The organism is Pantoea sp. AS142 (genome assembly GCF_037152305.1).
GTDB lineage: Bacteria > Pseudomonadota > Gammaproteobacteria > Enterobacterales > Enterobacteriaceae > Pantoea.
Genome location: NZ_JBBCMO010000007.1, coordinates 72,827 through 93,865, shown reverse-complemented (window position 1 = coordinate 93,865; position 21,039 = coordinate 72,827). Strand labels below are relative to the sequence as shown.

Below are 21,039 nucleotides of genomic sequence, written 5' to 3'. Positions count from 1 at the left end.
GTTAACCTGTTTCAAAAAAAATGGAACGGACTGCCAGTATAGAGTGAGGCACAGGAAGGCGGCAATGCTTTAACGGTTAAGTCATATTTTAAGACAGTTTTTATCTGCCTGGTCGCTGCATTTCAGCGTTAACTTCATTAGCATGATGATATTCACCCTCTTTAGTAATTAACTTATGACACTCTCCTCTCCTCAGGATGGATTACCGACGGGTCAGCGCTACATGGCTATCCTCACTATTGCGCTGGGCCTGACGATGGCGGTGTTAGATGGTGCGATTGCGAATGTCGCTTTACCCACCATTTCGCGTGAACTGAATGCCAGCCCGGCACAGTCAATCTGGATTGTAAATGCCTATCAGATTGCAATAATAGTCTCGCTATTGTCGCTCTCATTTCTGGGGGACATGCTGGGTTATCGCCGCGTCTACCAGGCGGGCCTGGCGCTATTTATTGCGACCTCGCTGTTCTGCGCCTTCTCGACCACGCTCAGCATGCTGACCTTCGCCCGTGTGCTGCAGGGGTTAGGCGGTGCAGCGTTGATGAGTGTGAATACCGCGCTGATACGCATTATCTATCCGCAGCGTTATCTGGGACGCGGCATGGCGATCAACTCACTGGTGGTGGCGGTTTCAACCGCGGCAGGCCCGACGGTCGCAGCCGCGATCCTCTCGGTGGCGAGCTGGAAATGGCTGTTTCTGATTAACGTCCCGCTGGGTGCCATTGCGCTATGGCTGGCGCTGCGAACGCTGCCCGATAATCCGCAGAAAGCGACGGCACAGAAATTCGATGTTCCCAGTGCAATGATGAATGCCCTGTTCTTTGGACTGATTATCTCTGCCCTGAGCGGTTTTGCTCAGGGACAGAGCCATCTGCTGGTGCTGTCGGAAGTCATTGCTTTGCTGGTCGTGGGTTGGTTCTTTATCCGTCGACAGTTGAACATGGCGGTGCCGCTGTTGCCGGTTGACCTACTGCGTATTCCGGTTTTCAGCCTGTCGATGGGAACGTCGGTCTGTTCGTTCTGTGCGCAAATGCTGGCGATGGTTTCACTGCCCTTCTTTCTGCAGAACGTCCTGCAGCGTGATGAAGTCGCAACGGGCTTACTGCTGACGCCATGGCCGCTGGCAACTATGGTGTTTGCGCCGATTGCCGGTCGGTTAATTGAACGAGTCCATGCCGGGCTGCTAGGGGGGATCGGACTGACCCTGTTCGCCCTGGGGCTGTTTCTGCTCGCCTGGTTACCGGCAAACCCGGGCGATGGCGATATTATCTGGCGTATGATGCTGTGTGGTGCGGGTTTTGGGCTGTTTCAGTCTCCTAACAACCATACCATTGTCACTTCTGCTCCGCGTCATCGCAGCGGTGGCGCCAGTGGCATGCTGGGCACGGCGCGCCTGCTGGGCCAGAGTATGGGCGCCGCACTGGTGGCGCTGATGTTTAATCTGTTTAATGAGCGTGGAACGCACGCTTCGCTGCTGCTGGCGGGAAGCTTTGCCGCACTGGCGGCACTGGTCAGTGTGTCGCGCATGACGCAGACCCGCGCATGACGGAAGAATAAGAAAAGGCGCCCCGTGAGCAGAGTGTGGGCTGATTCGCTGTGAGGCAGAGTCGGCACCAGGAACCCGGTGAGATCGGAAAAACTACCGTCATCCATGACGTTTCGTCCCGCACCTTATCGGCGTCGGGATACTTTCCTCGCCTGCCCGGTTTCCCTGTGCGCTGAGCGAAGATATCGCTGTCTGAATCACTTTGATTTGCGTTTTTAAACAGAAAAGGCGACCCGAGGGTCGCCTTTTTTGCTCTGCTTAATGCTACTTCAGGTACTGACCGCTGCGCAGTGCTTCAATACGTTTGTCTAACGGCGGATGCGACATAAACAGCTCACTGAACGATTTCCCCTTACCGTTGATGCAGAACGCCATCATGCTGCTCGGCTCCTGTGGTTCGTAGCTGGTTTTCAGGCGCTGTAACGCCGCAATCATTTTCTCGCGACCCACCAGCTTCGCTGAACCGGCATCGGCGTGGAACTCACGGTGACGGGAGAACCACATCGTTATAATGCTGGCGAGAATACCGAACACCAGTTCCAGCACCATCGACACCGCAAAGTAGACCAGCGGGTTACCGTTGCTGCTCTCCTCGCCATCACGGTTGCCGGACATAAAGCCCGCCGCGATCTGCGCCAGAATACGTGAAACGAAAATCACAAAGGTGTTCACCACACCCTGGATCAGCGTCATGGTAATCATGTCGCCGTTAGCGATGTGCGACACTTCATGTGCCAGCACCGCTTCCGCTTCATCACGGCTCATGTTCTGCAGCAGACCGGTTGAGACAGCAACCAGTGAGGCGTTACGCCGTGCGCCAGTGGCAAAGGCATTGATGTCAGGTGCGTGATAAATTGCGACCTGTGGCATCGCAATGCCCGCCTGTTGTGCCTGACGGCCGATAGTATCCACCAGCCAGCGCTCGGTTTCGTTGCGTGGCTGTTCAATCACTTCACCACCAACCGATCGCAGCGCCATCCACTTCGACATCAGCAGTGAAACAAACGCACCGCCGAAGCCAAACAGGCCTGCCATGATCATCAGGCCCTGGACACTGCTTGACTGGATCCCTGTCAGGCTGAGAATCAGCCCGAATACCAACATCACAGCCAGGTTGGTCATCAGGAAAAGAGCAATACGCATCATATTTGTTAATCATCCTCAGTAGTTCACGCGCCTATACGCGGATACATATCCTATGAGCATTGAGCGGCTTTTCAAGTGACCTTAACGTTTAAGTGCCTAAAAAGACATAACTTTACATTCTGACACGCATGACGAGGAGCTTAACCCACAGACGGGTATACCACCGCTAATCATTGGTTACTGGAAACATTTACGCGTACAAAAAAAAGCACCGCTAAGCGGTGCTTTTTCTGTCAACAGCGCGTTATTTAGCCGCTGGCGCGTCTGGCTGGGATTTCTCCAGTTGCGCAAGATCGTTAGCGATCTTCACCGTCTCATCAAGATACGGATCCGGCTCTTTATAATCTTTCGGCAACTCATCCAGGTTTTTCAGCGGCTTTTTGCCTTCGGCCTGATAGCGCGCGTTGATTCGTTCCAGACGTGACGCATCCTCTTCGTGGTTTTCTTTCTCTCGCTGGGCGAGATTAAGCGACACAAAGTTGCGCTTATCTTTCAGGGCAGTGAAACGCGCAATGTCCTTCATGATGTACTGGAACTCGCGATCCTGAGCGATACGGTCAGCATGCTGCTTCGTCAGCTGCACAACCAACGGTTTCACATCACCGGTTTTGACATAGGTTGCCGCTTTAATGCTATCCCACGGCAGTGCGTTATCCTCAAATTTCTCGCCGGTTTCAGCCGCTTCAACGCCAGTTGGCATCAGCAGATCCGGCGTGACGCCTTTACGCTGTGTGCTGCCGCCATTAATGCGATAAAACTTCTGAATAGTATAAGAAACAGAGCCTAACGCTGGCCACTCCGGACGCAGCATCTGATCGTAAATGCGGTTCAAAGAGCGATACTGCTGAACAGTGCCTTTACCAAAGGTCGGCTCACCCACAATCACGGCACGACCGTAATCCTGCATCGCGGCAGCAAAGATCTCAGAAGCTGATGCGCTGAATCGATCGACCAGCACCACCAGCGGCCCTTTGTAGTACACCACGCCGTCGTTATCACTGTCTTCACGTACCCGACCATTATTGTCGCGTACCTGTACTACCGGACCACTCGGAATAAACAGGCCGGAAAGCGATACTGCTTCGGTCAACGCGCCACCGCCGTTGGTACGCAGATCGATCACTACGCTGTCGACGTTCTGTTTCTGCATTTTCTGCAGCTGTACTTTCACGTCATCGGTGAGGCCCACATAGAAACCCGGAATATCCAGCACGCCCACTTTCTGCTTGCCGACATTTTTAACACTCATTTTAACCGCGCGATCTTCCAGACGGATTTTCTCACGCGTCAGCGTCACAGTTCGGGTTTTGGTGCCCTTACCGGCGGGCAGAACCTCCAGGCGCACTTTACTGCCTTTCGGTCCTTTGATTTTTGCCACGACATCATCAAGACGCCAGCCGATGACATCTTCCATCGGTTTGCCTGGCTGACCGACACCGACGATGCGATCGCCAACAGTAATGGCTTTGCTTTTCGCTGCCGGACCACCTGCGACCATCGAGTTGATAACGGTATAGTCATCATCCATCTGTAGTACCGCACCAATGCCTTCCAGTGACAGGCTCATCTCGGTGTTGAACTGCTCTGTGTTGCGCGGCGATAGATAGCTGGTGTGCGGATCGATTTCGCGGGCGAAAGCGTTCATCACCAGCTGGAAAACATCTTCACCGTTGCTCTGGGCCAGACGACGGATGGCGAAGTTGTAACGCTTGGTCAGAACGTCGCGAATCTCATTATCATTTTTGCCCGCCAGCTTCAGGCTCAACTGGTCATATTTGACCTTGGCATCCCAGAGCGCATTCAGTTCAGACTGATTTTTCGGCCAGGGTGCTTTGGCGCGATCAATGTCAATCGTGTCATTGCCACTGAAATTCATCGGACGAGTCAGCACCGTCAGCGCATATTGATAGCGCTCAAAACGGCGTTTCTGCGCCAGATTATAAATATCGTAAAAGAGATCCAGCTTGCCACTGCGCAACTCATCTCCGACAGTGTTTTTTTTGCTGGCAAACTGCGCCACATCAGACGCCAGCAGCACATTGTGGCTGTAGTCGAGCATGTTCAGGTAGCGATCAAAAATTTTCGCTGAAAAGTTCTGATCCAGATCGAACTGGCGGTAGTGGGAACGGGTGAAGCGCGAAGTAACACGTTCACTCACCGTCGGATCCTGTGGGTCTTCGTGAAGCTGGGGAATCTGATCGGCACGCGTGATGTTCTCCGCGCCGAAAGTTGGGCCTGCTAACAGCAAGCCCGCAATAAGTCCAACTTTAAAAAGGGTGTTCATGCCGGGGTTAGCCTCCGTTTCAGAACTGCAAATGTTCTGCGCGCACAATCATTGCCATGCCGGAAGCGAGCTGGACCCGAACGCCGTCTTTCGACACTTCAAGAACGGTAGCGTCCATCGCACTCTTGCCTGCTTTAACTTTAATACTCTGGCCGGGTTGCAAAGTTGAAGTATCAGTGATGGGTCGGGCTTCCTGCTCAGGACGTGGGGATGGCTTGCGATGCTGTGAGGCGGTCGCACGCGGCGCAGTGGACTGTGGACGCGATTTACGCGCAGCTTCGCCTTCTGCAGGCTTACGTGTCGCGGGCTTGCGTGGACGACGCGGTGCAGCACCCTCTTCGCTTTCGCCTGCTTCACGGCGTGCGGCACGTTGCTGGTCACGCTGCGCCTGGACACGCGCTTTGGCTTCTTCCAGCTGCTTGCGTGCATGCTCGACGTGTTGCTCATCCAAAACGCCACAGGCGTTACCATCGAGATCAACACGAATAGCACCAGCTTTGATGCCGTACAGATAACGCCAGCTTGACGTATAGAGACGCAGCGCAGAGCGCAGCTGTGTTTTGCTCAGACTCATTTCGCCCTGAACACGCTCCACCAGATCCTGAAAGATACCGATTTTGAGCGGACGCGCTTCACCTTCAGCGCTAAAGCAGTGCGGAAAGCGCTCCGCCAGAAAAGTAATGACTTCTTTACTGCTATTCAACTTAGGTTGATTTTCCATGAAATTTCCTGATTACAACGGGTTTGCCGACCAGCGCAGGCATGAACAGGCGACATTATAATGACAACATCGCTAAATGCCATGTGATCCAGACGATTAGCAGCGCGTCAGCTGCAGATATTTTTCTAAGTCGCTGTTCGCAAGCACTTCACAAAGCCCATCAGTCAGTGTGAGCAGCCCCGATTCGTCATCGCTGTCAAAGCGATTGTACGCCACGCTGTCAATGTCCAGCACCCCAACCACAGTGCCATTCACTTTCAGAGGAATCACAATCTCAGCATTACTGGCAGCATCACAGGCGATGTGGCCAGGGAAGGCATGCACATCGTCTACGCGTTGTACTTTTTCTTCTGCCAGCGCCGTGCCACACACCCCTTTGCCGACCGGAATGCGCACACAGGCAATTTTGCCCTGGAACGGCCCCAGCACCAGCGTATCGGCTTCCGTCAGCAGGTAGAACCCTGCCCAGTTCACGCCATCGAGACGTTCGTACAGCAGCGCACTAAAGTTTCCCATCGCGGCGAGGAACGCCGTTTCTCCCGCCAGCAAGGCGCGCATATCGCGATTCAAATCGGCGTAAAAGGCAGTTTTGTTCATTATTTAACCGTTACCAATGACATCTGAACGGGGTGATACAGACCGTTCGTTAAAAATAAGTTTTAAATAACCAGAGCCACAAGGTGAATCATAGCGTTAGTTGCTATACCCTTAGCATTCTGCGGATCGAAGCGTGATGCCAGAGACAGGCACACAGACAATGTCTTTACGAACAATATCGGTTACTTCTGAAGAGCGAAGATTGCATCACCTTATGAAAATTCACGCTATCAGCCAGACATTGCCTCACGCACGTTATCAGCGTTGCCCGCAATGCGATACCCTTTTTTCCTTACCGGATGTGAAATCGCATCAGTCCGCATATTGCCCGCGCTGTAACGCCGAGATTCTTAGTGGTCGCGACTGGCCAATGACCCGCCTCATGGCCATGGCCGCCACCATGATTGTGTTAATGCCCTTCGCTTTCTCCCTGCCGCTGGTGGATATCCGGCTGCTCGGCATGCGCATTAATGCCAGCGTGCTGGAAGGGGTGATTCAGATGACTCAGCAGGGTGATGTGCTGACAGCATCGATGGTAGCGTTCTGCACCATTGGCGCGCCGGTAACGTTGGTCGCCGGCATCTGTTATCTCGGTATTGGCCATCGGCTGGGCATGAACCTGCGGCCCGTGTTACTGATGCTGGAGAAGCTGAAAGAGTGGGTGATGCTCGATATCTATCTGATCGGCATCGCCGTGGCATCGATCAAAGTACAGGACTATGCTTCGCTGGAGATTGGCTACGGTCTGGCGGCTTACATTGCCCTGACGGTGCTGAGCGTGCTGACGCTGATCCATCTGAATATGGAGCAGTTGTGGGAGCAATTCTATCCGCAAAGCCCTGGCAATATGGCCCGTGACGATATGCAGGTTTGCCTGAACTGTCACAACACCGCCATCCCCGATGAGCAGGGCCGTTGTCCGCGCTGCCACACTCCGCTCGACTTCCGCCGCCGCCATAGCCTGCAAAAATCCTGGGCCGCGCTGATCGCATCGATAGTGCTGTTGATCCCCGCGAATCTTATGCCGATCTCTGTGGTTTACCTCAACGGTTCACGACGTGAGGACACCATTTTCTCCGGCATCCTGTCGCTGGGTGAAGGCAATATTCCGGTGGCAGCGATTGTTTTTATCGCCAGTATTCTGGTGCCCTTTACCAAAGTACTGGTGATGCTGACCCTGTTGCTCAGCATTCATTTTCGCTGTGAACAGGGGCTGAGAACCCGCATCCGCTTGTTGCGGTTTGTGACCTGGGTTGGCCGCTGGTCAATGCTCGATCTGTTTGTCATTTCATTAACCCTGTCGCTGGTCAACCGTGATCAGCTGCTGGCTTTTACCATGGGACCGGCGGCGCTGTTTTTTGGCGCGGCCGTCATCCTGACCATTATGTCTGTTGAGTGGCTGGACAGCCGCCTGCTCTGGGATGCACATGCAACAGGAAACGCCGACTACACCGACTAACGCGACGCTGCGCAATAAGCGTAAAGTTTCGCCCTTCTGGCTGCTGCCGATTATTGCAATGCTGATCGCCTGCTGGCTGCTCTGGACTAATTATCAGGAGCGCGGTACCACCATCACCATCAATTTCCAGACGGCAGATGGTATTGTGCCGGGCCGCACCCCGATCCGTTATCAGGGCGTGGAAGTGGGCACCGTGCAGGGCATTAATCTCAGCGATGATTACCGTAGCATTCAGATTAAAGCCAGCATCAAGAGCGACATGCGTGACGCGCTGCGCGAGGATACGCAGTTCTGGCTGGTGACCCCCAAAGCCTCACTGGCGGGTGTGTCGGGACTGGATGCGCTGGTCGGCGGTAACTACATCGGGATGATGCCGGGTAAAGGAAAACCGAGCGAGGCCTTTACCGCACTGGATACGCAGCCCAAATACCGGGTTAATACTGGCGAATTGTTGATCCACCTGCATGCGCCCGATCTCGGCTCGCTCAACACCGGTTCGCTGGTCTACTATCGCAAAATTCCGGTTGGCCGGGTTTATGACTACAGCATTAATAACAAATCCGATGGCGTAGCAATTGATGTGCTGATTGACCGTCGCTTTATCAATCTGGTGAAAACCAACAGCCGCTTCTGGAATGTATCGGGCGTGAATGCTGACGTCAGCCTCAGCGGGGCCAAAGTGCAGCTGGAGAGTCTGGCGGCACTGGTCAATGGCGCTATAGCGTTTGACTCGCCACAGGGTGCAGAAACGGCCAAAGCGGATCAGAACTACCGCCTCTACCCCGATCTGGCCCACAGCCAGCGCGGGGTGCTGATCACCCTGGATCTGCCCAACGGCAACAATCTCAAGGCGGGCAGTACCCCACTGATTTATCAGGGGCTGGAGGTCGGTACGTTGACCAAACTGAACCTGCAGGAGGGTGGCAAGGTCACCGGCGAGCTGACCCTCGATCCCTCTGTTGTCGGTCTGATGCGCAGCGGCACCCGCATTGAGATGCACAGCCCGAAAATCAGCCTGACCGATACCAGCCTTAGCGCGCTGCTGACCGGCAATACGCTGGAACTGGTCCCGGGTGAAGGCGAGCCGCAGCAGCACTACACCGTGCTGGCCTCCAATGAGACTCTGCTGCAGAAACCCAACGTGCTGACGGTAAAACTCAGCGCGCCAGAGAGCTACGGTATCGATCAGGGCCAGCCGCTGATGCTGCACGGCATGCAGATTGGTCAGGTGATGTCGCGGTCACTGGATGAAAATGGTGTAAATTTCGTGGTAGCGGTCAATCCTGAAAATCGCAATCTGGTGCATGGCGACAGCAAATTTATCGTCAACAGTCGGCTCGATGTGAAGTTCGGCCTTGATGGTATGCAGGTTTTAGGTGCCAGCGCCCGTGAGTGGGTAGATGGCGGTATCCGGCTGGAGCCGGGCAAAAAAGGCGAGCCGAAAACGGCCTATCCGCTGTTTGCTGATGCTGAAAAAGCGGAAGAAGGCATTACCGGCGATGGCCCTTCTACCACGCTGATGCTGACCGCCAACAGCCTGCCTGACGTGCAGGCGGGTTCTATCGTGCTTTACCGCAAATATCAGGTGGGTGAGATTGTCAAAGTCACGCCGCGCGCTGACGCCTTTGACATTGCGATACATATCCAGCCGGAATATCGCAAGCTGCTGACCAGCGAAAGCGTATTCTGGGCTGAGGGTGGCGCGCGTGTCAGCCTCAACGGCAGCGGCCTGACGGTGCAGGCATCGCCACTTAACCGCGCGTTGAAAGGCGCAATCAGCTTCGACAACATGAGTGGTGCGGAGTCGGCTAAGGGGGCAAAACGCGTGCTCTATCCGTCAGAAACGGCTGCCCGCGCGGTGGGTAGTCAGATTACGCTGCACACCTATGACGCCAGCAAACTCTCTGCAGGGATGCCAATTCGTTATCTGGGTATTAATGTCGGCCAGGTGGAGTCCCTGTCGTTAAGCAAGGATAACAATCAGGTCGTGGCGAAAGCGGTGCTCTATCCCGAGTATGTTAATGATTTCGCCCGTCTCGGCAGTCGTTTCTCGGTGGTCTCACCGGAGATTTCCGCCACGGGCGTGAATCATCTGGAAACCCTGTTGCAGCCTTACGTTAACGTTGATCCTGGAAAAGGTGGAGCCGCGCGGACCTTTGAGCTACAGGAAAGTACCATTACCGATTCGCGCTACCTTAATGGCCTGAATATCTATGTTGATGCCACCGAAGCCGGTTCACTGTCGCTGGGTACGCCAGTGCTGTTCCGTGGTGTGGAGGTGGGTACCGTGACCGGCACCTCACTGGGTAACATGGCGGACCGCGTGCAGATCGCCCTGCGCATCAGCAAGAAGTATCAGCATCTGGTGCGTAACAACTCGGTGTTCTGGCTGGCATCCGGCTACAACCTCGACTTCGGTCTGGTGGGTGGCGTGGTTAAAACCGGCACCTTCCAGCAGTTTATTCGCGGTGGCATTCAGTTTGCGACGCCGCCGACGGTGCCGCTGGCGCCGCAGGCGAACCCGGATAAACATTTCCTGCTGCAGGATGAAGCACCAAAAGAGTGGCGTAACTGGGGAACGGCGATTCCGTCTCCGCGCTAATTTAGCCTGAACGGGCAGCCTGGCTGCCCGTTTTCTTTCCTCATGTTACACTGCCGCCTTTGCCTTAACTGGAATGTGCCCGTGTCTGATGCTTCTTCGCTTTTCCCCGCCGATTTTCTCTCGTTAATGCGCCAGAGCCTGCCCGACGAGGCGCGCTTCTCACAGTTCCTTGCTTACAGTCAGCAACCCCTGCGCCGCAGTCTGCGCGTGAATACCCTGAAGATAAGCGTAGCCGACTTCCTGAGCCAGACCGCCAGGTATGGCTGGCTGCTGACGCCGGTGCCGTGGTGCGAAGAGGGATTCTGGATCAGTCGGGAAGATGAGAGCCTGCCGCTGGGCAGCGTGGCCGAACATCTTAGCGGCCAGTTTTACATACAGGAAGCCAGCTCCATGCTGCCAGTGACCGCCCTGTTTGATGCCCAGCCAGAGGTCAGCATCGTGATGGATATGGCGGCCGCACCGGGTTCTAAAACGACGCAGATTGCTGCACGGATGGGCAATCAGGGCGTTATCCTGGCTAACGAATTCTCCTCCAGCCGGGTGAAAGTGTTGCACGCCAACATCAGCCGCTGCGGTGTCAGCAACAGTGCATTAACGCACTTTGACGCGCGAGTATTTGGGCCAGCCCTGCCGGAACAGTTCGATGCCATCCTGCTCGACGCCCCCTGTTCCGGCGAAGGCGTGATTCGCAAAGATGCTGATGCGCTAAAAAACTGGTCGCTGGCCAGTACGCATGACATCGCCACGACTCAGCGCGATCTGCTCGACAGTGCATTTCACGCACTCAAACCCGGCGGCACGCTGGTCTACTCCACCTGCACCCTGAATCAGATTGAGAATCAGGAGGTGATTGCCTGGCTGCTGCAACGCTACCCGGACGCCGTCGAAGTGTTGCCGCTCTCCGGGCTGTTTAAAGGTGCCAACGAGGCCGCTACCCCAGAGGGCTATCTGCATGTCTTCCCGCAAATGTTCGACAGCGAGGGCTTTTTCGTTGCCCGTCTGCGTAAAACTGCATCGGTCGATCCATTGCCGCTGCCGGGCTATAAAGTGGGTAAGCTGCCCTTCTCCCACCTCAGCCGCAAGCTGGAAAGTGAGATAGCTCAGGCCGCCTCTGCCGTCTCCCTCAAATGGGATGCGTCACTGGAGCTGTGGCAGCGTGATAAAGAGATCTGGCTGTTCCCGAAAGCTGTTACCCCGCTGCTGGGTAAAGTGCGCTTCTCACGCATTGGCCTTAAGCTGGCAGAAACCTTTGCTAAAGGCTATCGCTGGCAGCATGAAGCGGTCATCGCGCTGGCGCAGCCTGATGCGGCACAGACCTTCGAGCTTACTGCGGCAGAGGCGGAAGAGTGGTATCGCGGCCGGGATATCTATCCGGACATCGACCCTACCCGCAACGAGATGATTGTCACTTATCAGCAGCAGCCGCTTGGGCTGGCAAAAAAGGTCGGCAGCCGCATCAAGAACAGCTATCCACGTGAGCTGGTGCGCGACGGTCGCCTGTTCCGCTGAGTCATTGAATTTGTCGCATCGTCAGAGGATTGCCAAACACCGCGCCGGTATCGATGTAATGCAGATTGGCAATCGTCAGCGGCTGTTTCAGCGGCGTGTGGCCAAAGTAAAAGGCGTCTGCGCCACGGATGCCCGCTTGTTCGCCTGACTCCATCGCCTCCAGCCGCAGACGGCTCCAGACCACCTGCTGCCAGTCGAGCGGTTTATTCAGCGCGTATTCCTGCGCCGGGTAATCAGCATGAGCAATCACAATAATTTGCTCACCAAGCTGCAGATGAAGAATCAGCGGCAGAGCACGGCAACGCTGCAACGCGTGACGCGCCGCAATTAGCGTTGCGCCTCGCAGCCGAAAGAACCAGTCGCCACCGTTCATCTGCCACAATGCCATTTCGTTACCCTGTAACGCCGACAGCGCCATCTCTTCATGATTCCCCCGCACGCCGCGAAACCATGGCTCCTCCAGCAGCGCCAGACAACCCAGACTATCGGGCCCGCGATCGATGATGTCACCCACCGAAATCAGTAAATCCTGCTGCGGATCAAACTGATGTTGCTGCAACAGCACGTCCAGCTCGCGGCGGCAACCATGCAGATCGCCAACCACCCAGATCCGTCGCCACTCTGCGCCATTCAGGTAGTGGTAATACATCAGTGCACCTGGCCTGTATCTGCTGAAAACATCCTCAGAGTATAGTCAGGGACAATGATGAACCAGCGTGACGATGTGGATAGAGTGCAAATGGGCTGGCCAGTTTAGGCCGAAGAGAGATTATCGGTGGATGAAAGGAGCGTCCCTTCCGGCGCTTATCTCCGGCACTCAGTTAAGGTGGTAGCTCTGTCAGGGACTGAAAGATAATAACGACAGCGCGTGCTTCAGGCTATTCAGCAGGAATAATAACCCGTGTCATTTGGGATTAGCTGCGCGTTTTAGCTGGATATTTCTGCAACTTTTCTGCCGGACGCACCGGACGGCGCACCAGCTCACCGCCGCAGTTGGGACAAAGATGCATGAGATGCTCAGCACAGTTAGCGCAGAACGTGCATTCAAACGAGCAGATGCGTGCCGCCAGAGAAGATGGCGGCAGATCAACATCACACTGTTCACAGTTGGGGCGCAGTTCCAGCATGGTGTTACTCCGTGAAAAGGGTATGCACCAGCTTCGCTGTTGCTGGCCCGAATGTCGAGCCAGCAACCGGACAGGCACGTGTCAGATTCGGACATCATGCTTTAATCGGTTCAGGCTGGGGCGTTGTGATCAACACTTTACCGCGGCTCTTTGTGCCGCTGATCTTCAGGGACGTCATCGAGCCAATCATCTGCATCAGCCGTGTCATCGTGCTCAGTGCTCTCCTCTTCCGGTTCTGGCCCCCCCATTGACGCCTGAATCACCTCCTCTTCCAGCGTTGGAATCAGCGCTGCCCCCAGTGGCGAGGTTGCCAGACTGTCAGGCATCACCACGTGCGGCAACGGCACTTCAGTTGTGGGAAGCGGACCTGGCGCACGCACATAACTCAGCGCGCCAATCACCAGCGCACAGAGCGCAAAGAAGAGATAGAGCATGTTGCTGCCCAGCGGCTGCATCAGTGCGCCAATCACCAGTGGCCCGATACTGGCACCAATACCAAACGCCATCAGCAGACAGGCGGTTAACGACACCCGCCGCTCGGCAGCAACCTGATCGTTGGCCAGCGCCACCTGCAACGGATAGAGCGCAAACTGCATCATGCTGGCGACAAAGGCGATGCCGATCATCCAGTGGAAGGTCAGATGCGGCAGCACCACCAGCGGCACGCAGGCCACGGCAAACAGCATCGCAATAATGAGTAATAGCCGCTGACGATCGTAGCGGTCAGAGAGCCAGCTCAGCGGAAACTGAGACACCAGTCCGGCAAAAATAGTGAGACTCATAAAATAGCCAGTCTGACTGGTAGAGAAACCTTTGCTGCTGCCGTAGACCGGAGCCAGTCCGTAGAACGCGCCAATTGCCATGCCCGTCACCAGGGTGGTGCCGAGCAGCTTAGGGATGGTGCGAATAAAATAGCCCAGCTCCATGGGGGCCGGTGTCATCGGCCGGACGTGGGTACGGGTGGTCAGCGCTATCGGCACCAGACAGAGCGCGAAACAGAGCGCTACAATCAGCAACGTGCTTACCCCAAACCCGGTTTGCAAGCTCAGCACCACCTGCCCGCCGCTGAGTCCAAGGTAGGTGGCGACCATATATAAACCAAAAATCATGCCGCGCTGGGATGATTCCGCCTGATCGTTGAGCCAGCTCTCCAGCACCATGTACTGGCACATCATGCAGAGTCCGATAATCAGACGCAGAAAAACCCACAGCGGAATAAAGTCAGTCAGACCGTGACCAATAACCGAGGCGGTGATAATCCCGGCGCAGGCAACGTAGGCGCGGATATGGCCAACCCGGGCGATTAGGTTGTGCCCGACTTTGCCGCCAATCACCAGCCCGATGTAATTTGCCGCAATAATCGCGCCGATCAGCGCACCATTAACCTGCTCGCTGGCCAATCTTAATGAGACATAGGTGGTCAGCAAACCGGAACCGAGCAGCATCAGCAGCGTGGTGGTATAGAGCGGCAGAAACGTACTGAATATTTTTCTCATATGACTCCCTGTCAACACCCTTCAGGCATCAGGCCAGCAAAGCCCAAAATATAGTCGATTTCAGCAGGCGGCGGAGGAGGACGCACAGCCGATGGCAAAAAAAAGCCCGCCAGCTGTATGCTGACGGGCCCTGATTTACGCGCCTGGGAAGCTGATGTTGCTGCCCGGCGCCTCGCGGTTGAGATGGATGAAGTTCAGGTGTCGCTCATACTGATCCAGAATGTCGATGATCACCTGCTCTTTGCTGTAGTCCATCAAGTCATTGCCCTGACTGCCCTCTAGCAGGAAGGTTTCCAGGCGGTAGTAGGTCGACTTACCGCTGCGGGCGCGATAGGTAAAGCCCGGAATAGAATACTGCTGCGGCCAGACCTGATAGATGAAGTCCTGCTCTTCGCCCAGATGGACGCGCAGATCCAGATAGCCAATCGGGTTGGCCTCATCCGGCGCAACGCTCTCCAGCGTGACGCGGCCATCACGCAATTCCAGCTCTTTCGCGACTTCCTGCATCGCCGGATAAATCGTCTTTTCCATCATCTGCTGAGTGTAGCGCGAGCCAGGATAATTCATCAGGCGTGACAGACGCTTCTTCCAGGTCAGACGATCGGTTGCATGAGCCAGGTAAGGCGCAGTGTCGCGCGTGGCGCTGGCCCGACGGTGATCTTCAATCTTGAGGGATTTAAACAGACCCGCCATCACAAAGAAGATAACAAAGCTGAACGGCAGCCCCATGATCACCGTGGTGTTCTGCAAGGCAGTGATACCGTTGGTCATCAGCATGCTCAGGGTCAGTACCCCAATCGCCACAGACCAGAAGATACGCAGCCAGTTCGGTGCATCACTGTTGATGTCTTTAAGCCGTGAGGTGAAGTTCCCCAACACCAGCGAGCCGGAATCCGCTGAGGTGACGTAGAAGAGCATACCGGTGATGGTGGCGACCGATGCGCTGAGTTTAAACGCCGGGTACTGCGCCAGCAGGCTGTAGAACCCGCGCTCCGCATGGTTCATCACTTCCTGCGCAAAGTCAGTATTGCCGTGAATAATCTGATACAGCGCGGCATTACCAAACACTGACAACCACAGCAGTGTAAAGGTAAAGGGAATAATCAGCGTGCCAAGCACGAACTCACGGATGGTGCGACCGCGTGAGATACGCGCCAGGAACAGGCCGACAAACGGAGACCAGGCCACCCACCACGCCCAGAAGAAGAGCGTCCAGCTGTTCATCCATTGGGTCGGACGATCAAAAGCAAAGGTATTGAGTGTCATGCCCATGAAGCGATTGATGTAATCCCCGACATTCAGCACCAGCGCATTCAGCAGGAACTCGGTGTTGCCGAAGAACAGCACAAACAGAATCAGTCCCAGCGCCATCGCTACATTGAGCTCGGAGAGAATACGGATACCTTTATCGACGCCCGACGTCACAGAAATGGTGGCGATGACCACAGAGAGAATAATCAGCGCCGTCTGCGCGGTCAGGCCTTCCGGGATATCAAACAGCACTTTCAGCCCGTAATTAAGCTGCACTACCCCGATGCCAAGCGTGGTGGCGATACCAAAGATGGTGCCGACCACGGCCGCGATATCCACTGTGTGACCAATCGGACCATAGATGCGTTTACCGAAGATGGGATAGAGCGCCGAACGAATGGTCAGCGGCAGGTTATAGCGGTAGCTGAAGTAGCCCAACGCGATGCCCATCAACGCATACATCGACCAGCCGGTTAGTCCATAGTGGAACAGCGTCCAGACCATCGCCTGACGGGCCGCTTCCATGGTCTGGCCTGTGCCTTCCGGCGGCTGCATGTACTGCGTCACGGGTTCGGCGACAGAGAAGAACATCAGGTCGATGCCGATGCCAGCAGCAAACAGCATGGCGGACCAGCTGAGCACGCTGAACTCAGGTTTAGAATGCTCCGGCCCGAGTTTGATCGAGCCAAAGCGTGAGCAGGCCATATAAAGCACAAAGACAATGTAAAGCGTGGCAGCCAGCATGTAGTACCAGCCGAAGGTAGCGGAAACCCAGTTGACCGCCTTGAGGATCCAGCTCGCGGCCAGTTCACTGTAGAGAATCGTCACAAGTGAAAACGTCAGAATCAATCCGGCAGAGGTATAAAATACAACGGGATTGAGTCTGTCTTTTTCACCGGCAGGTGGATTATTCATCGATTACCTCTGGTTAATATCCTGAAAATACGCAATGGATAAATCTTGCCGCCCACGGTTTTCAGGCCGTGCGGCCTCATTTCGTTCTGTTACTTCCTGTTAATTGCTCCGGCAATCGAGCCAAGTGTAGCACTCAATGCCGTTTCGCTTTCGCTACATTTGAAGAACAGCATCCTAACAAATTTTCTTTTTATATTGAACATGCAATCAAAAAAAGTTTTAATAGTGGTTCGATTTGAGGGTGGAGCTTGAGCTATGCCAAAGGTAGGGATGCAGCCGATACGACGTCGGCAACTGATTGATGCAACCCTGAACACGATTAACGAAGTAGGGATTAATGATGCCACCATCGCCCAGATCGCCCGTCGGGCGGGGGTCTCAACCGGCATTATCAGTCACTATTTCAAAGATAAGAACGGCTTGCTGGAAGCCACGATGCGTGATGTGACGCGTCAGCTGCGTGAAGCGGTGACGGCGCGGCTACAACCGCTGGGCGATGCGCCGGCAGAACAGCGGTTATGTGCCATTGTTGACGGTAATTTTGATGAAACCCAGGTTCAAAGCGCCGTCATGAAAGCCTGGCTCGACTTCTGGTCGAGCAGCATGCATCAGCCTCAGCTTAATCGCCTTGAGCGGGTCAGCAGCCGGCGGCTCTACTCAACGCTGGTGGTCGAGTTCCGGCGAGAACTGCCGCTGGCAACGGCTCGCCTGGCCGCACACGGTCTGGCGGCCCTGATCGATGGTCTATGGCTTCGCGCTGCACTGAGCGGTAAGCCTTTTAACCCGGTCGTCGCCCGCACACTGACCACCCAATTCATCCGTCAGCAACTGGCTGGCGAGCACGAATAACGGAAGGAGAAAACATGTCCCGATTCACTGAGCAGAAACTCTACATCGATGGCGCCTATGTTGCCGCAGCGTCTGGCGAAACGTTCCAGACGATTAACCCGGTCAACGGCGACGTGCTGGCAGACGTTCATGCTGCCGGCCAGGAGGATGTCAATCGCGCCGTTGCTGCCGCCAGAAAAGGCCAGAAAGTCTGGGCCGCAATGACCGCCATGGAGCGCTCACGCATTTTGCGTCGCGCCGTCGAACTTCTGCGCCAGCGTAATGATGAACTGGCAGAGCTGGAGATGCTCGACACCGGTAAACCCTTCAGCGAAACCTCCAGCGTCGATATCGTCACCGGCGCAGACGTGCTGGAGTATTACGCCGGTCTGATTCCGGCACTGGAAGGCCAGCAGATTCCGTTGCGTGAAACCTCCTTTGTCTACACCCGCCGCGAACCGCTGGGCGTGGTCGCCGGTATTGGTGCCTGGAACTACCCGATTCAGATCGCCCTGTGGAAATCCGCGCCAGCACTGGCAGCCGGTAACGCGATGATCTTTAAACCGAGCGAAATGACCCCGCTTACCGCCCTGAAGCTGGCGGAAATTTACACGGAAGCGGGTCTGCCGGATGGTGTGTTCAACGTGCTACCGGGCATTGGTTCGGTCACCGGTCAGTTGCTTACTGAACATACTGGCATCGACAAAGTCTCCTTTACTGGCGGTGTGGTCAGCGGCAAAAAAGTGATGGCTAATGCGGCGGGTTCAACGCTGAAAGAGGTCACGATGGAATTGGGCGGTAAATCACCGCTGATCATCTTTGATGATGCCGATCTCGATCTGGCTGCTGACATCGCCATGATGGCGAACTTCTACAGCTCCGGTCAGGTCTGCACCAACGGCACCCGCGTCTTTATTCCTGCAAAACTGCAGTCGGCTTTTGAAGCGAAAATTTGCGAACGCGTTACCCGCATTCAGGCGGGCGACCTGCTCGACCCGGCCACCAACTTTGGTCCGCTGGTCAGCTTCAGCCATCGCGACAACGTAATGCGCTACATCGAATCCGGCATTGCTGAAGGCGCACGCGTACTGTGCGGCGGCAAACGTCTGACCGGTGGCGATTTCGACCAGGGCGCGTGGGTTGCACCAACCGTCTTCACCGACTGTCATGATGAGATGAAGATTGTCCGTGAAGAGATCTTCGGACCGGTAATGTCGATCCTGAGCTACGAAAGCGAAGAAGAAGTCATCCGCCGCGCTAACGACACCGAATTTGGTCTGGCTGCCGGACTGGTCACGCAGGACCTCAACCGGGCGCATCGTGTTATTCATCAGATTGAGGCGGGTATCTGCTGGATCAATACCTGGGGCGAGTCGGCCGCAGAGATGCCAGTGGGTGGCTACAAGCACTCCGGCATTGGCCGTGAGAATGGGCTGATGACGCTGCAGAGCTACACCCAGGTGAAGTCAGTGCAGGTTGAGCTGACGCGTTTTCAGTCAGTATTTTAATCACTTAACCTGAGGAACGATGAATGGAATTTGACTACATCATTATTGGAGCGGGATCCGCAGGAAACGTTCTGGCCACCCGTCTGACCGAAGACAGCAACGTGAGTGTCCTGTTGCTGGAAGCGGGCGGCCCGGATTACCGTTTTGATTTTCGCACCCAGATGCCAGCGGCTCTCGCCTTCCCATTGCAGGGAAAGCGCTATAACTGGGCCTATGAAACTGAGCCTGAGCCTTACATGAACAATCGCCGTATGGAGTGCGGTCGCGGCAAAGGCCTGGGCGGTTCATCACTGATTAACGGCATGTGTTACATCCGCGGCAACGCGATGGATCTCGATAACTGGGCCAGCGAGTCAGGGCTGGAGAACTGGAGCTATCTGGACTGCCTGCCCTATTACCGTAAAGCGGAAACTCGCGACATCGGCCCGAACGATTTCCACGGCGGCGAAGGTCCGGTGTGCGTAGCGACGCCTAAAGCGGGTAATAACGTGCTGTTTGAAGCGATGATTGAGGCGGGCGTGCAGGCGGGTTATCCGCGCACTGACGACCTTAATGGCTATCAGCAGGAAGGTTTTGGTCCTATGGATCGTACCGTGACACCAAAAGGTCGCCGTTCCAGCACCGCGCGTGGCTACCTTGATATGGCTAAAGGCCGTTCAAACCTGAAGATCATTACGCATGCCACCACCGATCGCATCATCTTCGATGGCAAGCGTGCGGTCGGTGTGGAGTATCTGCAGGGCGACAGTAATACCATCAACAAAGTGACCGCTCGCCGCGAAGTGCTGCTGTGTGCCGGCGCTATCGCCTCGCCGCAGATCCTGCAACGCTCCGGCGTGGGTTCCCCGGAACTGCTGAAGCAGTTCGACATTCCGCTGGTTCACGACCTGCCGGGCGTGGGTGAAAACCTGCAGGATCATCTGGAAATGTATCTTCAGTATGAGTGTAAAGAGCCGGTTTCAATCTATCCGGCGCTGAAGTGGTGGAATCAGCCGAAAATTGGTGCAGAGTGGATGTTTAACGGGACCGGTATTGGCGCCAGCAACCAATTTGAAGCGGGTGGCTTTATCCGCAGCCGTGAAGAGTTCAGCTGGCCGAACATTCAATATCACTTCCTGCCGGTGGCGATTAATTACAACGGTTCCAATGCCGTTGATGCCCACGGTTTCCAGTGTCACGTTGGGTCAATGCGTTCTCCAAGCCGGGGTCATGTGCGCCTGAAATCACGCGATCCACGCCGTCATCCCGCTATTCTGTTTAACTACATGTCCCATGAGCAGGACTGGCATGAGTTTCGTGATGCGATTCGCATAACGCGCCAGATCATCAATCAGCCTGCGCTGGACAAGTACCGTGGCCGTGAAATCAGTCCGGGGCTGGATTGCCAGACTGATGAGCAGCTGGATGAGTTCGTGCGCAACCACGGCGAAACTGCCTATCACCCGTGCGGCACCTGTAAGATGGGCAACGATCCGATGTCGGTGGTTGATGGCGAAGGTCGGGTGCATGGGCTGGAAGGATTGCGCGTGGTGGATGCGTCGATTATGCCGCTGATCATTACCGGTAACCTTAATGCCACCACCATTATGATTGGCGAGAAGATAGCCGATAAGATTCGTGGACGCGATCCGCTGCCACGCAGTACCGCCGCTTACTATGTTGCCGGTGATGCGCCGGTGCGCACGGTCCCGCAGCGCGCTGAATAACCCGTGACAACGTCACCAAAGTAAGGCCGGGCACATTGGGTGGCCGGCCTTTTTTTTGAGTATTACTTTCGACACATCCTTTCCTCTTTCCCCTCTTTACCAAATCATCTAACCTAAACCGACATCAAACAAAGTAGTTTCTGCTGTTGATTTCATAATGTGCCGAATGCTATAAATCCAGCGTGTACGTTACCGGAGGCACTATCCGTCCATTGATGAGAAGCAACAATGTGGATGCGTTGTAAATTTTATGAGCAAAATGTTCATGTCACATTTAATGACTTTCCCCGCTTTCCTTTCTGGCTGGAACGCCGCCGATCAGCACTGGCGTAACGCCCTGTAGT

15 protein-coding genes are annotated in these 21,039 nt (G+C 55.2%); 7 read left to right on the top strand and 8 right to left on the bottom strand.

Features of this window, described 5'->3' with window-relative positions; translation table 11 throughout:
- The first annotated feature begins 175 nt into the window (after positions 1 to 175).
- Positions 176 to 1,546 (top strand): MFS transporter, encoded by a 1,371-nt coding sequence (locus WFO64_RS14090; protein ID WP_337012661.1) that lies wholly within the window; start codon positions 176 to 178, stop codon positions 1,544 to 1,546.
- A 264-nt stretch (positions 1,547 to 1,810) separates the two neighbouring features.
- Here WFO64_RS14090 and htpX read toward each other — a convergent pair whose 3' ends face one another.
- The 4 genes from htpX to WFO64_RS14070 all read right to left on the bottom strand — a co-directional run bounded on the left by htpX (position 1,811) and on the right by WFO64_RS14070 (position 6,294).
- Complete coding sequence (htpX, locus tag WFO64_RS14085; RefSeq protein ID WP_003852678.1) at positions 1,811 to 2,692, bottom strand: protease HtpX; 882 nt, start codon at positions 2,690 to 2,692, stop codon at positions 1,811 to 1,813.
- A gap of 244 nt (positions 2,693 to 2,936) precedes the next feature.
- Positions 2,937 to 4,976, bottom strand: a complete 2,040-nt coding sequence (prc, locus tag WFO64_RS14080; RefSeq protein WP_337012659.1) for a carboxy terminal-processing peptidase — start codon at positions 4,974 to 4,976, stop codon at positions 2,937 to 2,939.
- Positions 4,977 to 4,995: 19 nt separating this feature from the next.
- Positions 4,996 to 5,697 carry an RNA chaperone ProQ gene (gene proQ / locus WFO64_RS14075; RefSeq protein WP_337012657.1) on the bottom strand — a complete coding sequence of 234 codons (702 nt, stop codon included), beginning with the start codon at positions 5,695 to 5,697 and terminating at the stop codon, positions 4,996 to 4,998.
- A gap of 96 nt (positions 5,698 to 5,793) precedes the next feature.
- Complete coding sequence (locus WFO64_RS14070) at positions 5,794 to 6,294, bottom strand: GAF domain-containing protein (RefSeq protein WP_337012655.1); 501 nt, start codon at positions 6,292 to 6,294, stop codon at positions 5,794 to 5,796.
- Positions 6,295 to 6,508: 214 nt separating this feature from the next.
- On the opposite strand from WFO64_RS14070, the gene yebS reads away from it, so the two are divergent.
- The 3 genes from yebS to rsmF all read left to right on the top strand — a co-directional run bounded on the left by yebS (position 6,509) and on the right by rsmF (position 11,864).
- The gene (yebS, locus tag WFO64_RS14065; RefSeq protein ID WP_337012653.1) at positions 6,509 to 7,753 is read left to right on the top strand and encodes a membrane integrity lipid transport subunit YebS; all 1,245 of its coding nucleotides are present in this window, start codon (positions 6,509 to 6,511) and stop codon (positions 7,751 to 7,753) included.
- Positions 7,722 to 10,355, top strand: a complete 2,634-nt coding sequence (locus tag WFO64_RS14060; RefSeq protein WP_337012651.1) for a PqiB family protein — start codon at positions 7,722 to 7,724, stop codon at positions 10,353 to 10,355. The genes yebS and WFO64_RS14060 overlap by 32 nt, the downstream gene beginning before the upstream one ends.
- 81 nt (positions 10,356 to 10,436) lie before the next feature.
- Positions 10,437 to 11,864, top strand: coding sequence for a 16S rRNA (cytosine(1407)-C(5))-methyltransferase RsmF (gene rsmF, locus WFO64_RS14055; protein WP_337012649.1), 1,428 nt, complete (start codon positions 10,437 to 10,439; stop codon positions 11,862 to 11,864).
- 1 nt (position 11,865) lies between these two features.
- Here the strand turns inward: rsmF and WFO64_RS14050 are convergent, their stop codons facing one another.
- The 4 genes from WFO64_RS14050 to WFO64_RS14035 all read right to left on the bottom strand — a co-directional run bounded on the left by WFO64_RS14050 (position 11,866) and on the right by WFO64_RS14035 (position 16,653).
- Positions 11,866 to 12,513 (bottom strand): metallophosphoesterase, encoded by a 648-nt coding sequence (locus tag WFO64_RS14050; RefSeq protein ID WP_337012647.1) that lies wholly within the window; start codon positions 12,511 to 12,513, stop codon positions 11,866 to 11,868.
- Positions 12,514 to 12,778: 265 nt separating this feature from the next.
- Positions 12,779 to 12,991 carry a DUF1272 domain-containing protein gene (locus WFO64_RS14045; RefSeq protein WP_337012645.1) on the bottom strand — a complete coding sequence of 71 codons (213 nt, stop codon included), beginning with the start codon at positions 12,989 to 12,991 and terminating at the stop codon, positions 12,779 to 12,781.
- Between the two features lie 137 nt (positions 12,992 to 13,128).
- On the bottom strand, positions 13,129 to 14,487 hold the full coding sequence (locus WFO64_RS14040; protein ID WP_337012643.1) for an MFS transporter: 1,359 nt from the start codon (positions 14,485 to 14,487) through the stop codon (positions 13,129 to 13,131).
- A 135-nt stretch (positions 14,488 to 14,622) separates the two neighbouring features.
- Positions 14,623 to 16,653, bottom strand: coding sequence for a choline transporter (locus tag WFO64_RS14035; protein ID WP_337012640.1), 2,031 nt, complete (start codon positions 16,651 to 16,653; stop codon positions 14,623 to 14,625).
- Positions 16,654 to 16,908: 255 nt separating this feature from the next.
- Between WFO64_RS14035 and betI the strand changes: the two genes are divergently transcribed.
- From betI to betA, 3 genes are read left to right on the top strand one after another with little or no spacing between them, the layout of a single operon-like run.
- Positions 16,909 to 17,502: a transcriptional regulator BetI gene (betI, locus tag WFO64_RS14030; RefSeq protein ID WP_337012638.1), complete on the top strand. Its 594-nt coding sequence runs from the start codon at positions 16,909 to 16,911 to the stop codon at positions 17,500 to 17,502.
- Between the two features lie 14 nt (positions 17,503 to 17,516).
- The gene (betB, locus tag WFO64_RS14025) at positions 17,517 to 18,989 is read left to right on the top strand and encodes a betaine-aldehyde dehydrogenase (protein ID WP_337012636.1); all 1,473 of its coding nucleotides are present in this window, start codon (positions 17,517 to 17,519) and stop codon (positions 18,987 to 18,989) included.
- Between the two features lie 23 nt (positions 18,990 to 19,012).
- A complete protein-coding gene (gene betA / locus WFO64_RS14020) occupies positions 19,013 to 20,695 on the top strand; it encodes a choline dehydrogenase (protein ID WP_337012634.1) in 1,683 nt (560 codons plus the stop codon).
- Positions 20,696 to 21,039: the final 344 nt, after the last annotated feature.

Excerpts from the sequence above, each read along its gene's own strand:
- WFO64_RS14090 (WP_337012661.1), top strand. The coding sequence starts at position 176 with ATGACACTCTCCTCTCCTCAGGATGGATTACCGACGGGTCAGCGCTAC.
- htpX (WP_003852678.1), bottom strand. The coding sequence starts at position 2,692 with ATGATGCGTATTGCTCTTTTCCTGATGACCAACCTGGCTGTGATGTTG.
- prc (WP_337012659.1), bottom strand. The coding sequence starts at position 4,976 with ATGAACACCCTTTTTAAAGTTGGACTTATTGCGGGCTTGCTGTTAGCA.
- proQ (WP_337012657.1), bottom strand. The coding sequence starts at position 5,697 with ATGGAAAATCAACCTAAGTTGAATAGCAGTAAAGAAGTCATTACTTTT.
- WFO64_RS14070 (WP_337012655.1), bottom strand. The coding sequence starts at position 6,294 with ATGAACAAAACTGCCTTTTACGCCGATTTGAATCGCGATATGCGCGCC.
- yebS (WP_337012653.1), top strand. The coding sequence starts at position 6,509 with ATGAAAATTCACGCTATCAGCCAGACATTGCCTCACGCACGTTATCAG.
- WFO64_RS14060 (WP_337012651.1), top strand. The coding sequence starts at position 7,722 with ATGCAACAGGAAACGCCGACTACACCGACTAACGCGACGCTGCGCAAT.
- WFO64_RS14050 (WP_337012647.1), bottom strand. The coding sequence starts at position 12,513 with ATGTATTACCACTACCTGAATGGCGCAGAGTGGCGACGGATCTGGGTG.
- WFO64_RS14045 (WP_337012645.1), bottom strand. The coding sequence starts at position 12,991 with ATGCTGGAACTGCGCCCCAACTGTGAACAGTGTGATGTTGATCTGCCG.
- WFO64_RS14040 (WP_337012643.1), bottom strand. The coding sequence starts at position 14,487 with ATGAGAAAAATATTCAGTACGTTTCTGCCGCTCTATACCACCACGCTG.
- WFO64_RS14035 (WP_337012640.1), bottom strand. The coding sequence starts at position 16,653 with ATGAATAATCCACCTGCCGGTGAAAAAGACAGACTCAATCCCGTTGTA.
- betI (WP_337012638.1), top strand. The coding sequence starts at position 16,909 with ATGCCAAAGGTAGGGATGCAGCCGATACGACGTCGGCAACTGATTGAT.
- betB (WP_337012636.1), top strand. The coding sequence starts at position 17,517 with ATGTCCCGATTCACTGAGCAGAAACTCTACATCGATGGCGCCTATGTT.
- betA (WP_337012634.1), top strand. The coding sequence starts at position 19,013 with ATGGAATTTGACTACATCATTATTGGAGCGGGATCCGCAGGAAACGTT.